The organism is Streptomyces daliensis, from assembly GCF_054782395.1.
Genome location: NZ_BAAGSO010000088.1, coordinates 24,921 through 46,631, shown reverse-complemented (window position 1 = coordinate 46,631; position 21,711 = coordinate 24,921). Strand labels below are relative to the sequence as shown.

Annotated in this window: 18 protein-coding genes; 10 read left to right on the top strand and 8 right to left on the bottom strand. The window is 70.9% G+C overall.

From position 1 onward, the window contains the following. Window positions 1-13 precede the first annotated feature (13 nt). From ACYVOO_RS19625 to ACYVOO_RS19605, 5 genes are all read left to right on the top strand, one after another. Window positions 14-1,765, top strand: a complete 1,752-nt coding sequence (locus tag ACYVOO_RS19625; protein WP_461016942.1) for a hydantoinase B/oxoprolinase family protein — start codon at window positions 14-16, stop codon at window positions 1,763-1,765. Window positions 1,766-1,809: 44 nt separating this feature from the next. After that, window positions 1,810-2,676: a DODA-type extradiol aromatic ring-opening family dioxygenase gene (locus tag ACYVOO_RS19620; RefSeq protein WP_461016941.1), complete on the top strand. Its 867-nt coding sequence runs from the start codon at window positions 1,810-1,812 to the stop codon at window positions 2,674-2,676. Between the two features lie 13 nt (window positions 2,677-2,689). Continuing rightward, on the top strand, window positions 2,690-3,016 hold the full coding sequence (locus tag ACYVOO_RS19615; protein WP_461016940.1) for an extradiol ring-cleavage dioxygenase: 327 nt from the start codon (window positions 2,690-2,692) through the stop codon (window positions 3,014-3,016). Between the two features lie 83 nt (window positions 3,017-3,099). After that, window positions 3,100-3,987 carry an acetamidase/formamidase family protein gene (locus ACYVOO_RS19610; protein ID WP_461016939.1) on the top strand — a complete coding sequence of 296 codons (888 nt, stop codon included), beginning with the start codon at window positions 3,100-3,102 and terminating at the stop codon, window positions 3,985-3,987. A 44-nt stretch (window positions 3,988-4,031) separates the two neighbouring features. Then, window positions 4,032-4,892 (top strand): alpha/beta fold hydrolase, encoded by an 861-nt coding sequence (locus ACYVOO_RS19605; protein ID WP_461016938.1) that lies wholly within the window; start codon window positions 4,032-4,034, stop codon window positions 4,890-4,892. 70 nt (window positions 4,893-4,962) lie between these two features. Here ACYVOO_RS19605 and ACYVOO_RS19600 read toward each other — a convergent pair whose 3' ends face one another. Then, on the bottom strand, window positions 4,963-5,688 hold the full coding sequence (locus ACYVOO_RS19600; RefSeq protein ID WP_461017283.1) for an IclR family transcriptional regulator: 726 nt from the start codon (window positions 5,686-5,688) through the stop codon (window positions 4,963-4,965). Window positions 5,689-5,791: 103 nt separating this feature from the next. Here ACYVOO_RS19600 and mhpD point away from each other — a divergent pair, with 103 nt between their 5' ends. The 3 genes from mhpD to dmpG are packed head-to-tail and all read left to right on the top strand — an operon-like array spanning window position 5,792 to window position 8,627. Continuing rightward, window positions 5,792-6,631, top strand: a complete 840-nt coding sequence (mhpD, locus tag ACYVOO_RS19595; RefSeq protein WP_461016937.1) for a 2-keto-4-pentenoate hydratase — start codon at window positions 5,792-5,794, stop codon at window positions 6,629-6,631. Next, entirely contained in the window at window positions 6,628-7,593 is a 966-nt protein-coding gene (locus ACYVOO_RS19590) for an acetaldehyde dehydrogenase (acetylating) (RefSeq protein ID WP_461016936.1), read from the top strand. The genes mhpD and ACYVOO_RS19590 overlap by 4 nt, the downstream gene beginning before the upstream one ends. Next, complete coding sequence (gene dmpG, locus ACYVOO_RS19585; RefSeq protein WP_461016935.1) at window positions 7,590-8,627, top strand: 4-hydroxy-2-oxovalerate aldolase; 1,038 nt, start codon at window positions 7,590-7,592, stop codon at window positions 8,625-8,627. Before ACYVOO_RS19590 ends, dmpG begins: the two co-directional genes overlap by 4 nt. A 27-nt stretch (window positions 8,628-8,654) precedes the next feature. Here dmpG and ACYVOO_RS19580 read toward each other — a convergent pair whose 3' ends face one another. Beyond that, complete coding sequence (locus tag ACYVOO_RS19580) at window positions 8,655-9,614, bottom strand: quinone oxidoreductase family protein (RefSeq protein WP_461016934.1); 960 nt, start codon at window positions 9,612-9,614, stop codon at window positions 8,655-8,657. 713 nt (window positions 9,615-10,327) lie between these two features. On the opposite strand from ACYVOO_RS19580, the gene ACYVOO_RS19575 reads away from it, so the two are divergent. Continuing rightward, window positions 10,328-10,828 (top strand): hypothetical protein, encoded by a 501-nt coding sequence (locus ACYVOO_RS19575; RefSeq protein WP_461016933.1) that lies wholly within the window; start codon window positions 10,328-10,330, stop codon window positions 10,826-10,828. Window positions 10,829-10,972: 144 nt separating this feature from the next. Then, window positions 10,973-11,647: a lytic polysaccharide monooxygenase auxiliary activity family 9 protein gene (locus ACYVOO_RS19570; protein ID WP_461016932.1), complete on the top strand. Its 675-nt coding sequence runs from the start codon at window positions 10,973-10,975 to the stop codon at window positions 11,645-11,647. A 194-nt stretch (window positions 11,648-11,841) separates the two neighbouring features. On the opposite strand, the gene ACYVOO_RS19565 is transcribed toward ACYVOO_RS19570, so the two are convergent. The 6 genes from ACYVOO_RS19565 to ACYVOO_RS19540 form a co-directional block, all read right to left on the bottom strand. Further along, window positions 11,842-14,277: a lantibiotic dehydratase gene (locus tag ACYVOO_RS19565; protein ID WP_461016931.1), complete on the bottom strand. Its 2,436-nt coding sequence runs from the start codon at window positions 14,275-14,277 to the stop codon at window positions 11,842-11,844. 508 nt (window positions 14,278-14,785) lie between these two features. Next, window positions 14,786-15,784 (bottom strand): twin-arginine translocation signal domain-containing protein, encoded by a 999-nt coding sequence (locus ACYVOO_RS19560; RefSeq protein WP_461016930.1) that lies wholly within the window; start codon window positions 15,782-15,784, stop codon window positions 14,786-14,788. 25 nt (window positions 15,785-15,809) lie between these two features. Next, on the bottom strand, window positions 15,810-17,120 hold the full coding sequence (locus ACYVOO_RS19555; RefSeq protein WP_461016929.1) for a transporter: 1,311 nt from the start codon (window positions 17,118-17,120) through the stop codon (window positions 15,810-15,812). Between the two features lie 9 nt (window positions 17,121-17,129). Further along, a complete protein-coding gene (locus ACYVOO_RS19550) occupies window positions 17,130-17,849 on the bottom strand; it encodes a hypothetical protein (RefSeq protein WP_461016928.1) in 720 nt (239 codons plus the stop codon). Continuing rightward, window positions 17,846-20,005 (bottom strand): hydantoinase/oxoprolinase family protein, encoded by a 2,160-nt coding sequence (locus tag ACYVOO_RS19545; RefSeq protein ID WP_461016927.1) that lies wholly within the window; start codon window positions 20,003-20,005, stop codon window positions 17,846-17,848. The genes ACYVOO_RS19550 and ACYVOO_RS19545 overlap by 4 nt, the downstream gene beginning before the upstream one ends. Window positions 20,006-20,044: 39 nt before the next feature. Continuing rightward, entirely contained in the window at window positions 20,045-21,700 is a 1,656-nt protein-coding gene (locus ACYVOO_RS19540) for an FAD-dependent oxidoreductase (RefSeq protein WP_461016926.1), read from the bottom strand. Window positions 21,701-21,711 lie beyond the last annotated feature (11 nt).

Genomic DNA, 21,711 nt, shown 5'->3' with positions numbered 1-21,711 from the left:
GGGAATCAAGCAGATGGCACAGACGCACCCCACGTCCAATCCCATTCTCGTGGCCGTGATCGGCAGCGCCCTGGACGGCATCACCAGCGAGATGGGCCAGACGATGCTGCGTACCTCGCGATCGCCGATCTTCGTGGAAGCCCGCGACTTCGCGACCTCTCTCTTCAGCGCGGACTGCCGGCTGCTCGCCCAGACCCACTACATCCCGGTCATCGGCGGGGCGACGCCGTTCGCCCTGCGCGCCATCGCGGAGTTCTTCGGCGACGACGTGCACGACGGTGACATCTTCATCCACAACGACCCGTTCAACGGCGGCTCGCACCTGCCCGACATCACCATCGCCCGGCCGGTCTTCTGGGACGGTGGACTCGTCTTCTGGGCCACGACCAAGGGGCACAACGTCGACGTCGGCGGTGGCGGCGTCGTCGGGTTCAACCCCGGCGCGCGGGACGTCCAGGAAGAGGGCATCCGGATCCCGCCGACCCGCGTCGTCGAGAAGGGTGAACCGCGCCGCGACGCTTGGGAGTTGATCCTCTCCAACGTAAGGATGCGCGCCCTGGTGGAGAGCGTGCTGAACTGCCAGATCGGTGCCACCGCCATCGGGGAGCGGCGCCTCAAGGGGCTGCTGGAGAAGTACGGTCCGCAGACCATCGGCGCCGCCACCGACGAGCTGCTGCGGGCGAGCGCACGGCAGGTCCGCGCCGAGATCGCCGGGATACCCGACGGTGAGTACAGCGCCGACGCACTGCTCGACAACGACGGCATCGACAAGGACCGGTCCTACCGGGTGGCGCTGACGATCAAGGTCGAGGGCGAGCACCTCACCTTCGACTTCGGCGAGAGCGACCAGCAGGCCAAGGGCTTCATCAACAGCACGATCGCCAACACGGTCGCCTCTGCCCACCTGGCCCTCTTCGGCTGCATCGACCCGGACATCCGCTACAACGACGGTGCCATCGAGCCGATCGACGTGGTCGCCCCGGCCGGCTCGCTCACCAACCCCGACGACCCGGCACCCGTCGCCGCCTGTACCGTCCCTACGTGCGAGGCCATCGCCTCGGCGGTGTGGGTGGCCCTCTCGAAGGCCGTCCCCGGCCGCGCGCACGCCAGTTGGGCCCGCTGGTGCACGCCCGCCACGATGGGCATGAACCCCCGCACCGGGCGTCACTTCGGCGATCTGCACTTCCTTGGCAAGGGCGGCAGCGGCGCCACCGAGGGCTTCGACGGCTGGGACCACCTCTCCCCGTCGAACACCCTGGGCGGACTGCGCGCGCCGGACCCCGAACTGCACGAGCTGGACACCCCATACCTGCTGGAAGAACTCGAATACCTCCCCGACAGCGCGGGCGGCGGCCAGTGGCGAGGTGGCCTCGGCGTGCGGTACCGGTGGCGGGTCCTGGCCGACGACATCGCCTGCGCCACCTACGGCAGCGGCTTCATGCCCGAGACCGCACCGGTGGGACTGCTCGGCGGCTGCCCCGGCATCGTCCAGCGTCTGACCCTGACTCGCGCCGGTGCCGAGCCCGTCGAGGTCGACTCCAACGCGTTCTACACCCTCAACAAGGGCGATGTCTTCGAGGTGATCGCGAGCGGTGGCGGCGGGTTCGGTGACCCGCGTCTGCGCCCCGCCGAGCTGGTGCGGCGCGACGTGCGAGAAGGCGTGGTGTCGATCGACGCCGCCCGCACCGTCTACGGCGTCGACATCGACCCGTACACCCTGGACGTCCGGCAGGACGAGACCCGGGACCTGCGCGCCGCCGGCTGACCACCGGCCTTCACAACCCCTGCGAGCGACAAAGGAAGTCCCCCATGGCCCACATCAGTCTCGCCGTGGCCGCGAGCCACGCTCCAGGTCTGATCGGCATGTTCGATCAGGCGCCCGAAGCATCGCAACAGATGGTCACCTCCGCCTACGGTTCCCTGACACGACAGATCCGTGAGGCCGATCTCGATGTGCTCCTCATGGTGGCCAACGACCACATGGCCAACAACCGCATCCGCGAGTACCCGGACTTCGTCGTCGGTATGGCGCCCGAGCACCGCGGCCCGGCCGAATTCTTCAAGGACTGGCTGGGGTGCGGCGAGTACGCGATCCCGGGGCGCCCGGACATCGCCGAGAAGATCCTCAACGGCCTGAACCGGCGCGGAGTCCCCGTCTCCGCGACCCGCGAGAACCTCAACTTCGACGACAACATTTCGGTGCCGGTGGTCAAAACCGGGATCGAGGCCTCCGGCGTTCCGATCGTGCCCATCCTCCAGAACGTCACGGTTCCGCCCTTCCCCGACCAGCACCGCTGTTACGAGATCGGCCGGCAGCTCGCCGATCTCGTCGAGAACGACCTGCCGTCCGGTCTGCGGGTCGGCCTCTTCGCCACCGGTGGCATGAGCCACGAGCCCGGCGGCGTACGGGACTTCTGGATCGACGAGGAATTCGACAACTGGTTCCTCGGCCTCCTCGGCAACGGCGACCACGAGAAGGTCCTCTCCGAAGTCACCCTGGAGCGGCTGGACCAGGCCGGCATCGGCGGTACCGGAGAGCTGCTGAGCTGGATCCTCGTCATGGGCGCGATCGGCGAGCGGCCCTGTGACGTCCTCGGCTACACCGCCTGGGACAAGTGGCGCTGTGGCATCGGTGCCGTGAGCTGGGACATGACGTCGGCACCGGCCGGACGCTGAGAAGGGAATCACCATGAGTCTGGAAAGCATCAACCGCGCTCTGGTCTCGCACGATCTGGTGCAGGACCTGAAGTGGAACGCCGTCCTTCGCGAGGAGTTCGTGAAGAACGAGGCGGCCGTGCTCGACCGCTATGAACTGACCCCGGCCGAACGTACCGCCATCGAGGAGCGGGACTTCCGCACGCTGTACGACCTCGGGTTCCACCCCTACCTCGGGGCACAGTTCGCCCGGATCCTGTTCGCCAACAACAAGTCCGGTGCCACCAGTGCCGTCCAGCATCTGCTGGCCTCGATCCGCCGGGAACCGGCTCCGGGCCACGGCGAAGCGAGCCGGGTGTGACGCGGCAGCCCAGCCGTCCGGCCCCGGCCGGGGGAGGTCGCACCCACGATCTCCCCGCCGGTCCTGACACCGTCCGGGTCGGGGTGATCGATCCCGCCGCGCCGCCGGTGCTCACGATCGACCCCGGCGATGAGGTCACCCTGTCGACCTGGGGGCATTGGGGAAACCGGGTCACCCCGGACATCGTCATGGAGGACTTTCCGGCCCTCCGAGCGGCCTTCCCGGACGCCCTGGGCCCCCACTCCCTCACCGGCCCCGTCCATGTGCGCGGGGCCCGTCCCGGCGACGCCCTGGTGGTGGACGTGCTGGCGCTCACGCCCGCGGCACACGGGTTCAACCTGGTGGTGGCCCAGCCCCGGGGGCGGGGTGTCCTCCGCGACCGGTTCCCCACGGGGACGATCCGCCACTTCGAGCTGGACCGCGGCTCCATGACCACCACGCTCGGTGGCCACGTGCGCGTACCACTCAAGCCGTTCCTGGGAATCATGGGAGTGGCGCCGGCCGAGGGCGGTCCACGGAGCACGGTGGAGCCCGGCCCCTTCGGCGGCAACATGGACCTCTCCGCACTCGTCGTCGGCGCCCGCCTGAGACTGCCCGTCTTCCGGGACGGCGCCGGCTTCTACTGCGGTGACGGCCACGCGGTCCAGGGTGACGGCGAAGTGAACCAGACCGCCATCGAAACCGGCATGGACCATGTCCGGTTGCGGTTCACGGTGGAACAGGGCGCGCGACTGTGCACTCCCCGGGCCGAAACGGAGACCCATTTCCTCTCCACCGGTTTCGGAGAGAACCTCGAGGAAGCCGCCCATGGCGCGGTGGACGACCTCGTGAACTGGCTGGTCGAGGAAGGTCTCGACCCGGACGATGCCTACAGCCTCTGCTCCATCGCCGCGGATGTCCGCGTGACCCAGATGGTGAACAACGTCGTCGGCGTACATGCCGTCATCGAGAAGCTCACCCGCCGGCCGTGACCTGTGCCCGGCCGGCCCGGGACAGCTCAGTGAAAGGAAAACCGATGGCCACCCCCGAGATTCCCGGGTACCGGACCCCCGCCTTCTTCGGCCTCGACGACAAGTGGCTGCCCACGGACGACGGCGAGCTCACCCACTACCACGAGTTGGGGGAAGGGACTCCGGTCCTCTTCCTGCACGGCTCGGGGACCGGTGTCACCGCCGCCGCCAACTGGTGGCTCAATCTGCCCGGCCTCGCGCAACAGGGACGCTGCGTGGCGATCGACTCCATCGGCTACGGCCAGACCGTCGTGGCGCCGGACACCGCATACGGGATCCGGGAGTGGGGCCGGCACGCGCTGCGCGTCCTCGACGCGTTGGGCATCGACAGGACCTGGATCGTCGGCAACTCGATCGGCGGCTGGGTCGCCCTGCAACTCGCCCTCGACGCTCCCGAGCGGATCCTGGGCATCGTCTCGATGGGCACCGGAGGCGCGAAGAGGACCGCGGCGCTGGCGGGCCACGCCAAGCCCGAACTGTCGCCGGCCGGGATCCGCCGCACGCTGGAACAGTTCGTCGTGGACACGGGCCTGGTCACCGACGAACTGGTCGGCCTGCGCTATCAGGCGGCCCTGAACGACAGCGCGTCGAGTCGGCTGAAGGAAGTCGTGGCAGCCCGCGACCGGGACCGGGACGCGCTGCCACTCGACTTCGGCGCACTCTCCGAGGTGGAGATCCCTCTGTTGCTGGTTCACGGGATGCAGGACGTGGTCATCCCGGTCTCGCGGACGTGGGAACTGCTGAACACTCTCCCGAACGCCGACGCGCACCTCTTCAGCCAGTGCGGACACTGGTCCCAGGTCGAACGCGCCGAGGAGTTCAACGAGGTGGTCGGTCAATACCTCCGCAGGCACGCAGGCCGCTGATCGCCGAGGGGCCCGGCCGGTCGTCGTCGTGCGCACCGACGACACGAACACGGTTCCTCGACGCGGGTGCTCAGGTACCGCCGCGCATCGTCCGGGACAGGCCGAGCGCGGCAGTGCGCACCGCGGGGGCGAGCCGTGCCGGGTGGAAGCTCGCCCTGGGCACCGCGACGGACAGCGCCGCAACGGCCCTGCCCCCCTCGCCGAACACAGGGGCCGCGATACAGCTCACCCCTTCGACGGCCTCCTGCTCCTCGTAGGCGAGGCCCGAGACCTGAGCCTGCTCGATCGCCGAACGCAACCGCATCGGGTCGGTCAGGGAGTGGCGGGTCAACTGGGGCAAGGGGCCCGCGAGCACCTCCTCAACCAGTTCGGCCGGGGAGAAGGCCAGCAGCGCTTTGCCCACTCCTGTGCAGGTCAGAGGCAGGCTGCCGCCGATGCGCGAGGGTAGTGCGAGGGAGTCATGGCCGTGGATGCGCTCGACATAGACCACCTCGTGCCCCTCGCGGACTCCCAGGTGCACGGTGGCACGGGTCGCCTCGAAAAGGTCCTGCAAGAAGGGTAGGGCGGCCTCGCGCAGATCATGCCGACGCGGCACCAGCGAGCCGAGCTCGAAGAGCTTTCCACCGAGGTGGTAACCGCGTTCACCGCGCTCGAGCAAGCCGAGGTCCACCAGAGAGCCCACCAGTCGGGAAGTGGTGCTCTTGGCAAAGCCGGCCCGCTCCGCCAGCTCCGTGAGGCGGAACGGCCCACCCGTTGGGGGGAAGCACTCCAGCAGGACTACTGCCTTTTCCAGCATCGTACCGTTCGACTTGTTCCGCGACATGGAACAAATTTTGCCGCACACACCGTGTGTCGTCTATCCAGGAACTGTTCGCCACCGCCCTCCCGGAAGGTTGCCCATGACGTCACACCACTCCCCCGACACGCTGCCCCCAGAGGCACGCAAGACGGCTGATGCCCTCTGGGACGCCGAGCAGACCGGCGTGCCGTGTCCGCCGGTACGCGACCAGCTCCCGGCCGGAGACGTTACTGCCGCCTATGCCGTACAGCGCGTCAACGTCGAGCGCCGGCTCGCGCGGGGCCGTCGTCTCGTCGGCCGCAAGATCGGCCTGACCTCACCGGCCGTTCAGCGGCAACTGGGCGTCGACCAGCCCGACTTCGGCGCCCTGCTGTCCGACATGGCGGTCTCCGACGGCGGCACGGTGCCGCACGGGCGGCTGCTCCAGCCCAAGGTCGAGGCAGAGGTGGCGCTCGTTCTCGCCACTGACCTGCCGCATCCCGAAACCACGCTCGCCGACGTGCTGCGCGCCGTGGACTTCGCGCTCCCCGCCCTGGAGATCGTCGACAGCCGGATCGCGGACTGGGACATCAGCCTGCTCGACACCGTCGCCGACAACGCCTCCTCCGGCCTGTTCGTCCTCGGCGGCACACCCGTACCGCTGACCGCGATCGACCTTCGCGAGGCAGGTATGCGGCTCACCCGTGACGGCGAGGAGGTGTCCCGCGGCACCGGCGCCGACTGCCTCGGCGGCCCCCTCAACGCGGCCGTCTGGCTCGCGACGACACTGGCCGCCATGGGCGACCCGCTGCGCGCCGGGGACGTCGTGCTGACCGGTGCCCTCGGCCCCATGGCCGCCGCCCTCCCCGGCAGCCGCTTCACAGCAACCATCTCCGGGCTCGGCTCCGTGCGTGTCGGTTTCGCACCGCCCGCCCCCGACCAGAAGGCAGCGCAGCAGTGACCAACACGACGCCCCCGTCCCGCACCAAGGTCGCCATCATCGGCTCGGGCAACATCGGCACCGACCTCATGATCAAGGTACTCAGGCTGTCCGAGAGCCTGGAGATCACCGCCATGGCCGGCATCGACCCGGACTCCGACGGTCTCGCCCGGGCCCGCAGGCTCAAGGTCGCCACCACGCACGAGGGCATCGACGGCCTGGTTGCCATGGACGGGTTCCAGGACGTGCGCATCGTCTTCGACGCCACCTCAGCGGGTGCGCACCGCCGTCACGACCAGATTCTGCGTGAACACGGCAAGACGGTCGTCGACCTCACCCCCGCCGCGCTCGGGCCGTACGTCGTACCGCCGGTCAACGCCGAGGAACACCTCGCGGCTCCCAACGTGAACATGGTGACGTGCGGCGGCCAGGCGACCATCCCCGTCGTCGCCGCCGTGAACGCCGTGACGCCCGTGCGCTACGGCGAGATCGTCGCATCCATCTCCTCCCGCTCGGCCGGTCCCGGCACACGGGCCAACATCGACGAGTTCACCGAGACCACCTCAGCGGCGATCGAGAAGGTGGGCGGTGCCACGCGCGGCAAGGCCATCATCGTCCTGAACCCGGCCGAGCCCCCACTGATCATGCGGGACACCGTCTACTGCCTGGTCGACGACTGCGACGAGGCGGCGGTGGCCGCTTCGGTGGAGGAGATGGCCGCCCGCGTGCGGACGTACGTCCCCGGCTACCGCCTCAAGCAGCGGGTCCAGTTCGACAAGGTCGCCGCCGACGACCCGCTGCGCACCCTCGCAGGGCCGGACACCGGCAAGGACGTGGTGAAGGTCTCCGTCTTCCTCGAAGTCGAGGGAGCGGCCCACTATCTGCCCGCCTACGCCGGCAACCTCGACATCATGACGTCCGCGGCACTGCGCACCGCCGAGCGCATCGCCGCACACCACTCCTCGAAGGCGGTCGCACGTTGACCACTGACCAGAACACCGCGCCCGCCCTGTACGTCCAGGACGTGACCCTGCGGGACGGCATGCACGCCGTCCGGCACCGCTACAGCGCCGACCAGGCCGGCGCTATCACCACCGCGCTGGACGCGGCCGGTGTGGGCGCCATCGAGATCGCCCACGGTGACGGCCTCGCCGGCTCCAGCGTCACCTACGGCGTCGGCGCACACACCGACTGGGAATGGATCGAAGCGGTCGCCGACGCGGCCACGCGAGCCGTCCCCACCACCCTCCTGCTGCCCGGCATCGGCACCCTGCACGACCTGAAGCAGGCACACACCCTCGGCATCCGCTCGGTGCGGGTGGCCACCCACTGCACCGAGGCCGACATCTCAGCGCAGCACATCGCGGCGGCGCGAGAGCTGGGCATGGACGTGGCCGGATTCCTGATGATGTCCCATATGGCCGAGCCCGCCGAGCTCGCCCGCCAGGCCAAGCTCATGGAGTCCTACGGCGCCCACTGCGTCTACATCACCGACTCAGGCGGACGCCTGACCATGGACGGGGTACGCGACCGCGTCCGCGCCTACCGCGACGTCCTCGACCCGGCCACTGAACTGGGCATCCACGCCCACCACAACCTCGCGCTCGGCGTCGCCAACACCGTCGTCGCCGTGGAGAACGGCGTCACCCGTGTGGACGCCTCGCTGGCCGGGCAGGGAGCGGGGGCCGGAAACTGCCCGCTGGAGGCGTTCATCGCGGTCGCCGACCTCATGGGGTGGGAACACGGCTGCGACCTCTTCCCCCTGATGGACGCCGCCGACGACGTCGTACGGCCGCTCCAGGACCGCGAGGTCCGCGTCGACCGGGAGACGCTCACCCTCGGTTACGCCGGTGTCTACTCCAGCTTCCTGCGCCATGCGGAGGCCGCCGCCGCCCGCTACGGCCTGGATACCCGCAGCATCCTCGTCGAGGCCGGCCGCCGTGGCATGGTCGGCGGCCAGGAAGACATGATCACCGACATCGCTCTCGATCTCGCGTCGCAGCCGTCGGCTTCCTGACACGGGCCGGATCAGGTGAAACGGGGCTCAGGTGAGGTCGAGCACTATCTTTCCGATCGCCTCTCCCGCCCGCAGTCGCTTCACTGCCTCCCCGACGGAGTCCATGGCGTACCGCTCGAACGGGAGCGAGAGGACCCCGGAGGACAGCTCGGTCAGCAGTCGGGCGGCCTCCCCGGCGACCTCCTCACCACGGCTGATCATGTTGACGGGGAGGAGTGAGACGTCGGCCAGGAAGAAGTCGGCCAGGTCCATGGTGAATTCCCGGCCCGCGGTATAGCCGAGGAGGGCGGCTCGGCCGCGCGGGCGGACCAGCTTGAGGGCGTCGCGCAGAATCGTGCCGCCGACGGTGTCGATCAGGACATCGACCGGGCCCCCGATCGCGTCCTCGGACAGCTCGGACGCGAGGACCGGGGTGGCGGGAGCGGGAACGTGCGGCAGCTTGGCCGGGCGGCCGACCGCGCCTGCCACCTCGGCCCCGGCCCGTGCGGCGAGCTGCACCGCCATCGCGCCGACCGCGCCGGACGCACCGGTCACCAGCACCCGCTCCCCCGGCCGCACCCGGGCGATCGGGTGCACCGCCGCCCAGGCGGTGCCGACCGGTGAGGAGTAGATGCCGGCCAGAGCGGGGTCGGTGCCCTCGGGCATGACCTCGACCGCGGAGTCCGGGACGAGCGCGTGCTGCGCCCAGGTCCCGTCCCGGCTGAGTCCCAGGCCCTCGCCGCGCAGCCGGACCAGCGCGCCCTCGGGGTGGGCGTCGGAGGCGAGAACGGTGCCGCTGCCCTGGGTGCCGGGGACGAAGGGCAGCTCCGGCAGGATGCCGAACTTTCCGTCGAGGATGTTGAGGTCGAGGTGCGCGACGGTGGCGGCCTGGACGCGCACCAGGGTGTGGCCGGGTGCGGGCGTCGGGAGCGTCCGGGCCACAGGCTTCGGCAGGGTGCCGAACTCCTCCAGGAGGAGGGCACGCGACAAACGCTCGTTCTTGCTCATTCGCACTCTCCGCTCTTCCTTGCCACGTATGCCCTGGCCAGCACACCCAATCTTCTATTTGTATGTTACATATATTTGAAACAGGACAGCCCAGGGCCGGGCCCCGGGCTCAGGCGGCGGCTCCTCACGTCTCCGGGACGCCGCGCCAGGTGTGCGGTCATCGGCCGTCCGGGTGGGGGTGGCGACGATGTCGTAGGCGCCCCGCTCCCAGCCGGGGAAGAAGTTGCGTGCGGCCGGGCTGGCGAACATGAACTGGTCCGTACTGTCCTGGTTGAGCCGACATCCATGAAGCGTTCCTTAAACTCGCCTGCTGCCTCGCCGACAGTGAGCGCAGCCAGGATTGCTCGCTGCACCTGTTCGACGGCCTTCCGGCAAGCTTTCGAGTCCGTCTCCCGCGACCGGAGCGTCGCTCCGGCGTTGGCGATGGCCAGCACGCGGTTGCTCCGGGTGCCATCCAGGGGGGCGACGCCGGCCGCCTTTGACCACTGGACACGCGGGAAGGAACTGTCGTCGATCCTGTCGAGCCCCGCGTGGTTCAGCTCGCGCCGAATCTCCTCGGTGTCGCAGAGCTGACGACGCGAGGGCCCTGGCCGCGACGAGCGTGAACAGCTTGCCGCGTGGTCGAGCCGGTCCTCCCTTCAGGTACCGGCTGCCAACTCCACGAGCTCGGTACGGGCGTCGGCTTCCGGCGAGCCCGGAGCGCAACCCGGACGGTGATCGCCAGCAGTACCGCCGCGCTGCACGCTGCGGTGGTGAAGGCGCTATGGACGCCGCGGATGATTACCTCGCTACCGTGGGTCGACATGCTCTGCATGACCGCGATGAGCCCGGCCGCGCCTGCGGCGCCGAAGAGCTGCGGGGTGGTGCTGAAGGTCGCGCTGGTGTCGGGCTGGTGCTTGGACGAGCAGAGTGGAGAGCGCCCGCCGCTGGAAGAGGGGGCCGCCGTCGTGACCACCGCCACGGGAGACCACCCGCTGGATGCGCTGCTCGCCGCGAAGAGTCTGACCGGTGTGCGGTTGCTGGTCGAAATCGCCCGTCACCACCCGCTCTCGCAACGAACTTTTACGCTTGGTCTTCGTCGACATTCGTCGCGACCTGGAGCCGTCCGCACAGCTCGGCGCTCCTCCACCGCGGGAAACCTCGCCTTGTCGTCGGCCTGCCTCGGCATCACCGAGGAGGCCCGTACGCCATCGGCGCCGTGGACCTCGCCATGACCGCCTCCGGCGGAGCCAGCCACCCGTCCTCCTCGCCACCCGTCCGTGTAATCAACTCCGTTTCTTCCATTGACATTTCACTTGGACGCCCTAATTTTGGGAGCGCTCCCATGATGGCCTTGCAACGGGAAGGAGCTCCCCCACATGCGCAGACAGAGATCATTAACCGGGCGTTCGCGGTTGTCCCTCCGTCGGCCTCTCCAGGCGCTCGTCATGCTGTTCGCCGTGGTTGTCGGCGCACTGACCTGGTCGGCCCCCGCACAGGCTCACGGCACCATCGTCAACCCCGCCACCCGCGCGTACCAGTGCTGGAAGACGTGGGGCAACAACCACACGAACCCGGCCATGCAGACCGAAGACCCCATGTGTTGGCAGGCATTCCAGGCCAACCCCGACACCATGTGGAACTGGATGAGCGCGCTCCGCGACGGCCTCGGAGGCCAGTTCCAGGCGCGGACCCCCGATGGGACGCTCTGCAGCAACAACCTCTCGAGGAACGACAGCCTGAACAAGCCCGGGCAGTGGAAGACGACCAACGTCAGCAACAACTTCACGGTCCAGCTGTACGACCAGGCGTCCCACGGCGCCGACTACTTCAAGGTCTACGTGAGCAAGCAGGGCTTCGACCCCAAGACCCAGAACCTGGGCTGGGGCAATCTCGACTTCATCACGCAGACCGGCCGCTACGCCCCGGCGCAGGACATCAGCTTCAACGTCAACACCTCCGGCTACACCGGACACCACGTCCTGTTCGTCATCTGGCAGGCCTCGCACCTCGACCAGGCCTACATGTGGTGCAGCGACGTGAACTTCGGCTGAGCAGAGAGCGCCGCACACGGCACCGGCCCCTGCCGGGCGCCGGTAACCCGCCGCCCGGCCCGCCGAACTCCGTCGGGACAGGGGACCCATCGGGCCACCCTGCCCCGACGGGGCTTCCTGCGCTCCTGGCAATGGGCCGGGTCGGTGACCTGCGGGGATCTTCCCTGTCAGGACTCTCAGCAAGTCCTATCGCTTTATCGCTCGGTGGACAGCGGGTCAACCGCGATCATTCTCAGCTCACAGCTGTACCTTTCGCCGAGATCGTCGGTCAGCCATGTCTGGTGGGTGTCGGGCAGGACCTCGGTGAGCGTCACCTGAGCTTCCGCGTCTTTCGCCGCCGCCCGCCGCACGGCCCTCGCGAAGAGATTGACGAGCGGGATGCTGCCGAAGTCCACGAAGAACGGTTTGATTTCACCGGGTGTCTTGGCGAACACCCGCTCCGGAAGGCCGTTCTCGACGCGCCAGGCGCGGGCGGCGAGAAACCTCTCCCGTTCCCCCCGCTCCTTCCGTTGGTCCGCCCAGGTGAGTTCCGCGGCGGGCAGTGTCCACGCCTCCCGTGCCACGACGAGGCGGTCGACGGTGACCCGTCCGCGGTGCCGACAGCGCGGGAACGGCTGGAAGGCGGTCGCGGTCACGTCGCTGAGGGGTTCGCTGAGCACGTCGAGCAGCGGAGCGCGGAAGGTTCCGGCGCCGTCGCGCACTTCCAGGGCGCCGGGTTCGTCGGTGGCGTGGACGAAGAGGTCTGCCAGGGCCAGGAACCTGCCGGGCGGTTCGATGCTGGGGTTGCACGTGCTCCAGTAGACGGTGTCCGGTGCGGGCATCGCCGTCGGCGGGCTCAGCCTGCTGCTGGTCGTGGCCAGCAGGTTCTTCTTCGGCGGCACCAGGTAGATCCGTCGGCCGCCGTGGTCCGCCGCGTCGTAGCCGCGCAGTGCTTCGGGGTCGGGATGGTGCTCGACCGTGGAGCGGTGCTCCAGGGTGTTGAAGGCTGCGTGTACTTCGCCCAGAACCGCCTCGTACTCGCCCCGTCGGACGGCTGCTTCCGAGGCTGCGGCGATCATCACGTCCGGAGCATGGTGAACGGCGGCCGAGTGGGCGGGGCGGGCGGCCGGGAACGCGGCCCGCACCCGGTCGGCGAGCATGCCGGAGGAGAGTTGCGCGGGCATACCGGTCTCGGGGCGCGCCGCCGCCCCGAGCACATGCCTCCACCGCTGCTGGAAGTCGACGGTGGCGGCGCGTGTCTCGTCGGAGTCCGTGCCGTGACACCCCAGCTTCTGCCCGGCGTGCTCCAACAGCTCCACGAGCGGCATCGCCGCCCCGGGGTGGGCGGCCGTCCAGTCTCGGTGGGCCGCGAAGAGGTAGGCGCCGTACTCCGCCGCGATGCGGTTGGCCAGCCATCTGGCGCTGTCCAGCACCAGACCGAGCGGGCCGGCCAACTCGGCACGCAAGGCCGTGCCCAGCTCCACGTGCACATCGCGGACCGTCTCTTCGAACACGAGGGTGCGGGCTGCGTAGGTCTGTCCGTGGAGCCGTCCGGCCTCCATGCCCGTGACCTGCTCGAATTCGGTGTTGAGCCGGTCGAGCGCGGCGGCCAGCCGCTCGGCGTCACCGGCTGGCGCCGCGACGTACGCCCGCGCGCCGAGGAGCCGGTCCAGATCCGCCAGCGCCTTGTTCCGCAGAGACCGATCGCCGATTCGGCGCAGCTTGTCACGCAAGGTGATCTCGGGGTGCAGCTCAAGGGGCCCTTCGAGACCGAGCGTGATGAGCCTTTCGCCGAGCAGCCGGTTCAGCGCCGTCATGGCCTCGGCCTCGGAGCCGTAGGGAAGGCCGGGCCCGGCGAGTTCACGAGCCACCTCGACGGCCGGGCGCTTGCCGTCGCACGCCTGCAACAGCGCGGCCTGGGCGGGCGACAGCTGCAGTGAGGAGCCGGACGCCCGCCGAAGCAGGCCCCCCTCTTCCACGGCCACGTTGGGGTCACGGCGCGGCAGGAGCCAGGGCGTCATACCGGGGTCCCGGCCCAGCGCTTGGGCGACCGCGTCGACGGCCCAGCTCTCGAAGTACACCGCCCGGTGACGGAGGAACCGGCGACCCGGCTCGACCCGGAGCCGGCCCTCCTCGCACACGCCGCCCGCGGGCCGGGTCCACTGTCCCCATGCGGTGGGCCCGAAGAAGCCGATGGTGTCGTTCTTCAACGCGTAGCGTTGCAGGTAGTTGACGATGGTCTCCTGGTGTTCGCGCCCCTTGCTGTTCCGGGGGGCTTCTGGGACGGCTTTGTCCAGGCACCTGGGGAGCAGCGCATGGTTCTGCCAGGCCACCGCTTCCCGGAAGCGGCCGTCCGCGGCCGTGCGCCGGACGACCTCGCCGAAACGTGCCACCGCGGTGTCGAAGGCGCGGTGGTACGCATCGGCTGTGACCGTCCCGGAGAGCAGGGCATCGGCGGTACGTGCCAGGTCCGGGTCGGCCAGTTCATCGACGAGGCGGGCGGGGAATCCGGCGCCGCGCACCAGCACGTCACGCCACACGTGCCATCCGGTGGCGCCGAGCGGCACCAGGTGCGCGGCGGGCGGCTCCCGGTCGGTGGGGCGGGAGTTCGGCAGGGCGGTAACGGGCGGGTCCGGCGGTGGCACTGTCATCAGCTCCTGGTGAGCGTGGTAATCGGCCGGTGGAGCGGACGCGGGCCCCTCAGCCGCACGTGGTCAGGTCCCCTCGGCGGTGTCTGCCGGCGTCATCGCGGCCGGCGAGGCACCGCCCGCGCAGAGGAATTCACTGCCGGCGGGGCACATGCCGTCCGCCGAGAACGGACAGGCCGCAGAGTCTTCGGTCCTCACCGCAGGTCCATCGCCACGTCGGCACGAGGACAAACAGGGACCAGGCGCAAACGCTCCCAAGGGAGGAAACCAGATCACTCCACCTCGGATGCGCCCCTGCCGTACCTTCACTCGCGTCACCAGCCCGAAGGCACCGTACGCAGGCGATCAAGTCGTACGCGGACCACCCGATGGAGCCGCCCGGGTGGCGCACACCCGGCACACCGCCGGGCAGCACCTGATGCCGGGCGAGCTGGGTGCGCAGGCCGTAAAAGGGTGAGGCGCCCCGGACGGAGCCGCAGGAGGCGATCTGACGGGGCCCGTCGCGCGAGCCTCAGCCCCGGGCCAGGGCGATCACGCCGTCCAGCCGCTCGCCCGCCTCGTAGATCATGTACGGCACTCCCCCGTCGGTGCCGAAGGACGGCGCGGCGGCACGGCCGTTCTCCGGCGCCGCGCTGCCCGAGTCGTAGAAGACGCCGAGGTGGTCGCGGCGGGAGAAGTCCGTGCCGACCTCGGTGAGGAGAATGTTCCCGCCGCTGCCCTTGTCGGTGTGGTAGACGACGTACGTCCGCCCGCCGCGCGTCAGCAGATGCGCGCTGGAGACGTCGGAAGTGCCGACCTCCGCGTGGTCGATGAGCGGCGCCGGGTCGAACTCCCAGGAGCGGCCGTCCGGCGACCAGCCCCAGCCGATGTCGCGGTGGTTGGTCGTGTCGTTGCGCATGAAGAGCATGACGTAACGGGCGCCGCGGGCGGGCAGGTCGTGCTGGAAGACCCGGGCGTAGGACGTCTCGGTGGTGCCCTTGGGCAGCATCGCGGTGGTCAGTACGGCGCGGTCGTACGTGAAGTGGACGCCGTCTTTGGAGCGGGCGAGGCGGGTCGTGGTGTTCTCGCCGTGGAAGTAGAGCCACAGCTCACGGCGTTCCGCGTGCCACATCACATGCGGGGACGAGACATGGCTGACCTTGTAGTGCGGCGCCCAGTCGTTGCGCACGACCGGGTTGCGCGGGTACTCGGTGAAGGGGCCCTCCAGCGAGTCGGCGTAGGCCAGGCAGATGCCGCCGGGGGCGTCGTGCGGGGCGTAGTAGAGGTAGTAGCGGCCCAGCGGCGAGGGCAGCTTGTCGTAGACGCCGCGCACGCAGGGGAAGATGATCTCGCCGGTGGGGTTGTACGCGAGGTCCTCCGGCTTAAGCAGGGTGCGGACGTAGCGGTAGTCGGGGAAGCCGCCGGGCACGGACGCGGACGCGGTGCCGGGAACGCCTGTGGCGAGGACGGCGCCACCCGCGACGGCCGTACCGGTGGCGGTGCGCAGGAAGTCGCGGCGGTCGAGAGTCATGAACCTGTCCCTTCAGGGGGTCGGATCAGAGGCGGGCGGCGGCGGTGACGATCAGTCCGCCGAGGGCGACGCACCACACGTACGGCAGCGTCCGCAACATCACCTGCTGCGGGCTGACGCCGGAGTACTGCGCCGCCCACACGGTCTGCGTGCTGGTCGGATCGGCGACGCCGAAGACCTGGTTGTACGAGGCGGTCAGCCCCAGCACGGCGGCGGCCGGGTAGACGCCGGCGGAGATGAGGACGCCCGCGATGCCCGCGCCCAGGCCGTAGACGTTCAGCGGTCCGCGGTACAGGCACAGCGGCGCCAGCAGTGTGAAGACGACGACGAACGCGGCCGGGTGCCCCGGGCTGACGGCCTTGACGAGAGGGGCGAGCGCGTCGATCGCGCCGGGCAACTTGACGGCGGCCAGCAGGATGCCGATCGCGACGAAGAGGGTGAGGGGCGGCGCCGCGACCTCGAACCCGGCGTACAGGGTGCGCAGCAGCCGCTTGTTCATCTCCCTCGGCCGGGTCGTGGTCACGAGCGCGTACACGACCCCGGCCAGCATCGAGGGGATGATCGCCAGCTCGAAACCGAGCGCGAGGACGAGCGGCACGGCGGGTGCGAGCAGCGCGTACCAGGGCGCGTCGCCCAACCGCCGGGCCCGGCCCCGGCCTCGGCCGCCTCCGCCGGGGCGCTCGTCGGGCCGCTCGTCCAGCGAGGTCAGCGACCAGGTGTGCGCGACGCCCTTGCGGCGGGACTCGACGAGGACGAAGAGGACGGCGAAGACGGCGGCGAACGGGAAGAGCCGCAGCATGAACGCCTTCACGGTGTCGACGGGCAGTTCCAGCGCCGTCGAGAAGAACTGCCACACCGGCAGCTCGAACGGCATCCCCGCCGCGATGCCCATCAGAATGGTGCCAGCCGCGGTCGTCTTCGGCACCCCGACGGCGATCATCGCGGGGATGCCGATGATGCCCGCCATCATCGCGGCGGGCGCCGATCCCGTGACCGTACCGATCAGCCCGGAGACGGCGAGCACGCCCAGCGCGACGACGGTCGGCCGGTCGCCGCCGAACTCCACGATCTTGCGGACCAGGGTGCCCGCGATGCCGGTCTCCTCCATCAGCTTTCCGAGCCACGAGCCGATCAGCACGGCGAGCATGGTCGAGGCCAACGCCACCGAGCCCTCCTGGAGGACGGTGTCGAGCAGACTGTTCTCGCCCGTCAGCGGCGCCCCGGCGACCAGCGCGATGGCCACGCCCAGCAGCACGAGCGCGAAGGCGGTGGGCAGCTTGCGGGCGAGCATCAGCCCGACGCCCGCCAGCATGAGCAGGGTGATCACGATTCCCATGGCGGTGCCTCAGTCCTCTTCGAGGGCCCGTGCGTCGAGGGCCCGGACCGCGCCCGCGAGCGCGGCGGTGAGCAGAAGGGGGGTGCGGCCGAGACCGCAGCGGGCCGCGGCGTAACCGTGCGCGGCGAGTTCGTCGGCGCCGACGACATGCCCGGTGACACGCCGCCGCCCGAGCCGGAGCGCGGTGTGCCCGACGCGTTCGCGCAGCGCGCGGCGCAGTGCCTTGTCGTGGTGCAGCGCGTGGTGGGCGTCCTCGTGTGCGAGCACCGCCTCCCGCAACGTCCCCCGCGGAAACCACTCCCGCCACCCGAGCGCCTCGACAACCTCCTCGCCGAGCGTGAGCGTGTCGGCGTACAACTCGACGACGGGCACGGGCCGCGACACGTACCGGGCGAACAGCAGCCGTTCGATCCCGCCCTGGCGCTCGATGACGCGCGGCACGCGGGGGCCCGGCGGCGCAGCCGCGACTGCCGCGCCCGACGGCCCGTATGCGCAAGGGGCTCCCGCCGTCACGACCTCCGGCTCCCTCAGCGCGAGTTCGGCGCCGAACGACATGGCCGCCGTCGCCCACGTCCGCAGCAGCGCCCGGTCGCGGGACTCGTGGGTGGGCGTGTTGGCCAGGAGGCGGGTGCCCAGGTCGGCGTCGTCCAGGGCGGCCAGGCCCGCGCACGTGGCGCGAAAGGCCGCCAGGTGGGCAGCGGGAAGAGACAGGAGCGTGGGCCGGGTCATGCGCGGGTCTCCAGGACGGCTACCACTGGTTCGTCCTCGGGGCGGGAGCGGAGTTCGCTGCGGGCGAGGGCGAGGAGGGGACCGGTGTCGAGGACGCCGGAGAGGTCGGCGATGCGGGAGCCGAGGAGGAGGCGGAGGGCCGGGGCCCGGACGCCGCCGTCGCCGTATGTCGTGGACTCGCTGATCAGCCGGGTCAGCAGTTCGGGGGCCTGCCCGACGGTGGTGGCCGCGACGTGTGCGTCGGCGGCGTGCAGGCGTACGACGCCGTCGGCGTCCAGCACACGGACCGGGCGGCGGGGCTTGCGGAAGCGGCGGCGGGACTCGGTGCCGTAGACGGTGTGCGCGGGGGTGGCGGCGAGGACGTCGACGGCGGCCGGGTCGGTCCTGAGGCTGGCTGCCGCGGCGGAGAGACGTTCGGCGTCGTCGGCGCGGTGGGCCCGGTCCTGGGTGCGCAGCTCCGTCGCGCCGGTGGCGATGGCGCGCACGGTGTTGGTCTGCGGGTCGACGGTGACCTCGACCTCGACCGCCGCGGGGGCCGCGCCCTGCGCGACGACGGCGGCCTCGGCCTCGCCGCGTACGGCGAGGATCTGTTCCTGCGTGGCGCCGGGGACGATGCGCTCGACCTGTTCCCGTACGAGCGCCAGCGCGACGCCGACGGGGCTGATGACCTCGCTGTGCGCGGCGATACGGCCGGTGAGTCCTGTGGTCGCGGCCAGGTGCGGGGTAACGGTCGCGGCGCCGCCACCGCCGCCGACGAGGACGGTGGCTTCGCGGTCGAGCCGGTAGTCGCGGATCATCGCGTCGACGACCTCGCGCACCTGCCGTACGCCCGCGTCCAGCACGCGGGCCGCGGCCCCCTCGACGTCCGTGCCGAGCGCCTGCGCCAGGGGCGTCAGCGCCGTACGGGCCGCCGCCGGGTCGCAGGCGGCGAAGTCGCCCCAGGGCACCCGGCCCAGTGCGTTGGCCGCGCACGTCATGGTGAGCGCGAAGCGCCCGCCGTCGGCGTCGAGGACGGCGTAGTCCGCCGGGTCGCCGTCCAGGGGGCCGACGGTGGCGAGCCGTGCGCCCGCCAACTCCTCCGGCTTGGCGTAACAGGCGTACGGCAGCCCCGCGATGTGTGCGCTGCGCGGGCCGACGGCCCGCACCGTACGGCGCGGTCCGTCGCCGTCCAGCCGCACCATCGAGCCGCCGCCGACGCCGACCGTACGCACGTCGAGCGCGGACAGGTACGAGGGCTTGCCGAGGATGGTGGCGTGCCGGACGGCGACCTTGCCGCGCCGGATCACGCTGATGTCGGTCGAGGTGCCGCCGGTCTCCAGGAAGACGCCCTCGCTGACCCGTTCGCGCATCAGCGCCCCGGCCACCCCGGCGGCGGGCCCGGACAGCACGGTCAGCAAGGGCCGCCGCCGCATCTCGGCCAGGGACATGACGCCGCCGTCGCAGCGCATCACCATCAGCGGCGCGGTCACCCCGGCGGCGGCGATGCTGGAGTCCACAAGGTCGGCGGTGGCCAGCATCTTCGGCAGGATCGCGGCGTTGACGACGGCGGTGCGGGTGCGTTTGCGCAGCCCGTAGAGCGAGGTGATCTCGTGCGCGGCGGTCATCGGCAGCCCGTACGGGCGTGCCGCCGCCAGCACCGCCTCCTCGCCGTCCGGCAGGTCGACGCTGAACGGCTCGCTCGCGACGAGCACTTCGGCCCCGTCGGCGGTGACCCGCTCGACGGCGGCGCGCACGGCGGCCGGTTCGTCGGGGTCGGGGATGTGCGCGTAGTGCAGCGGGAACCGTTTGCCGGGGGTGAGTTCGAGGCGGGCGAGCCCCGCGAGCCGCTTGGTCGGCAGGGCGCCGGGCCCGGTGCCGATGCCGAGGAGGCCGACGGGCGCGACGTCGCCCTCCAGCAGGGCGTTGGTGGCCTGGGTGGTGCCGTGGGCGAGGAACGCGACGTCGTCAGGGGCACACCCGACCTGCTTGAGCAGCCGGTCCAGCGCCTCCACGATGCCGTGCGCGACACCGTCGGCGTGGTGGTGGCTGGTGGGGACCTTCACCTGGGCGACGAGTTCCAGTGTGGCGGAGTCGATCGCCACGGCGTCGGTGAAGGTCCCGCCCACGTCGATGCCGACGCGGACGCGGTGCGAGGCTTGTGCGGGTTGCGCGGCCATACGGGAACACCTCCTTGTGTCGTACGGCGGTCGTACGGGCTAGTAGCCGCGCACGTCGGGCCAGTGGCGCTGCACGCCCGCCCGGTCGAGCACCCGGGCGAACTCCTCGAACCTCTTGTCCTCCGCCTGCACCTGGTGCGGCCGCACGCCCTCGTCCAGGCAGTGCGCGGCGAGCGCGCCCGCGGCCTCGCCGACGTTCCATTCGACGGGGTGGAGGCGGTAGCAGCCGTTGGTGAGGTGGGTGGTGCCGAGGTTCTTGCCGCCGGGCAGCAGGTTGCGGACCCGGCGCGGGACGAGCGCGCCGAGCGGGATCTCGAACGGCACCGAGCCGATGTCGACGTAGTTGTCGCCGCCCGTGGACGGGTGCAGGTCGATGCGGTAGCCGCCGACGCCGACCGAGTCGCGGTGCCGGGTGCCGCCGTACGGGCCGACGAGGTCGATGGCGACGTCGTGCTCGGTGACGGTGGTGACGGCCTTGATGCGCCGCGCCTCACGGACGTACGCGGACTTGGCGAGCCCGTCGGCGGTACCGGTGACCTCGGGGCGCAGCCGCAGCCCGGGGAAGCCGGTGCCGCCGTTGCCGCCGTCAGGGCGCGGGGCCTCGGTCTGGAGCCAGTACAGGACGGACAGCGACAGGTCACGGGCTCCGGCCAGCGCCTCCCGGCCCGTCTCAGGACCGGCGCCGGTGAACGGCTTGAGCCAGTAGTCGTTGAGCGGCCAGTTGACGAGGCTGACGTCGGAGTCGAAGGCGCCGGGACGGAAGAGCCCGCGGGCGAGGATGCGGCGGAACCCCCACAACTCCTTGTCCCCGGCGTCCGCGCTCTGGTCGGCGTTGACGTCGAGCGGGTCGACGTCCGGGTTGGGGACGAAGGTGCGCTCGACGGGGGCGAGGGTGCGCGGGTCGGGGGCGAGGAAGCCGAGGAGGGGGCCGGGCCAGAAGTCGGGGCGGTAGGAGCGCCAGAAATCGTAGCCGTCCGGACGGTCGATCGTGTGGTCCTCGCCCTCGTGGTGGGAGAGGGCGAAACAGACGGTGATGCCCTGCTGGTTGAGCGGATCGGCGGTCTCGGGGGCGTGCGGCTCGTCGTGCTCGGCGCGTGCCTCGGCGCCCAACGCGTGCTCTACTCCCGCGAGTTCGAGCAGTTCGCCGGTCTCTGTCGCGTCGATGACGTACGGCGCGGCAACCGTGTGCCGGGCGCCGTCGCGCACGTCCTCGACGGTGACGGCCCGCACGGTGTCGCCGTCGGTCTCGGCGGCGACGAGCCGGTGTTCGGTGAGCACGGTGAGGCGGCCCGCGGCGCGGTGCGGTGCGAGCATCGCCTCCAGCACGGCGAGCGCGACGCGCGGCTCGTGGCACAGCTTGCTGACCCGCCCGGCGCCGGGGTTGAGGTGCGGCAGCTCGCGGGCCTCGGCGCGCAGGGGGTACCAGCGGCGGTAGTGCTCACGTATCCCGTCACGCAACGCCCGGTAGGTGGCGGTGACGCCGAACTGCTCGACCCAGGGGTGCTCGTCCGGCGGCACGGCCTGCGCGGTGAGCTGGCCGCCGATCCAGTCGGTCTCCTCGGTGAGGACGGCGGTTCGCCCGGCGCGGCAGACGGCGAGCGCCGCGGCCACGCCACCGAGGCCGCCGCCCACGATCAGGACGTCGCACGCGGCGGGGAGGACGGTGAGGTGGGGGCGGGGGTGAGGGTGGGGCATGGGGGTGCGTG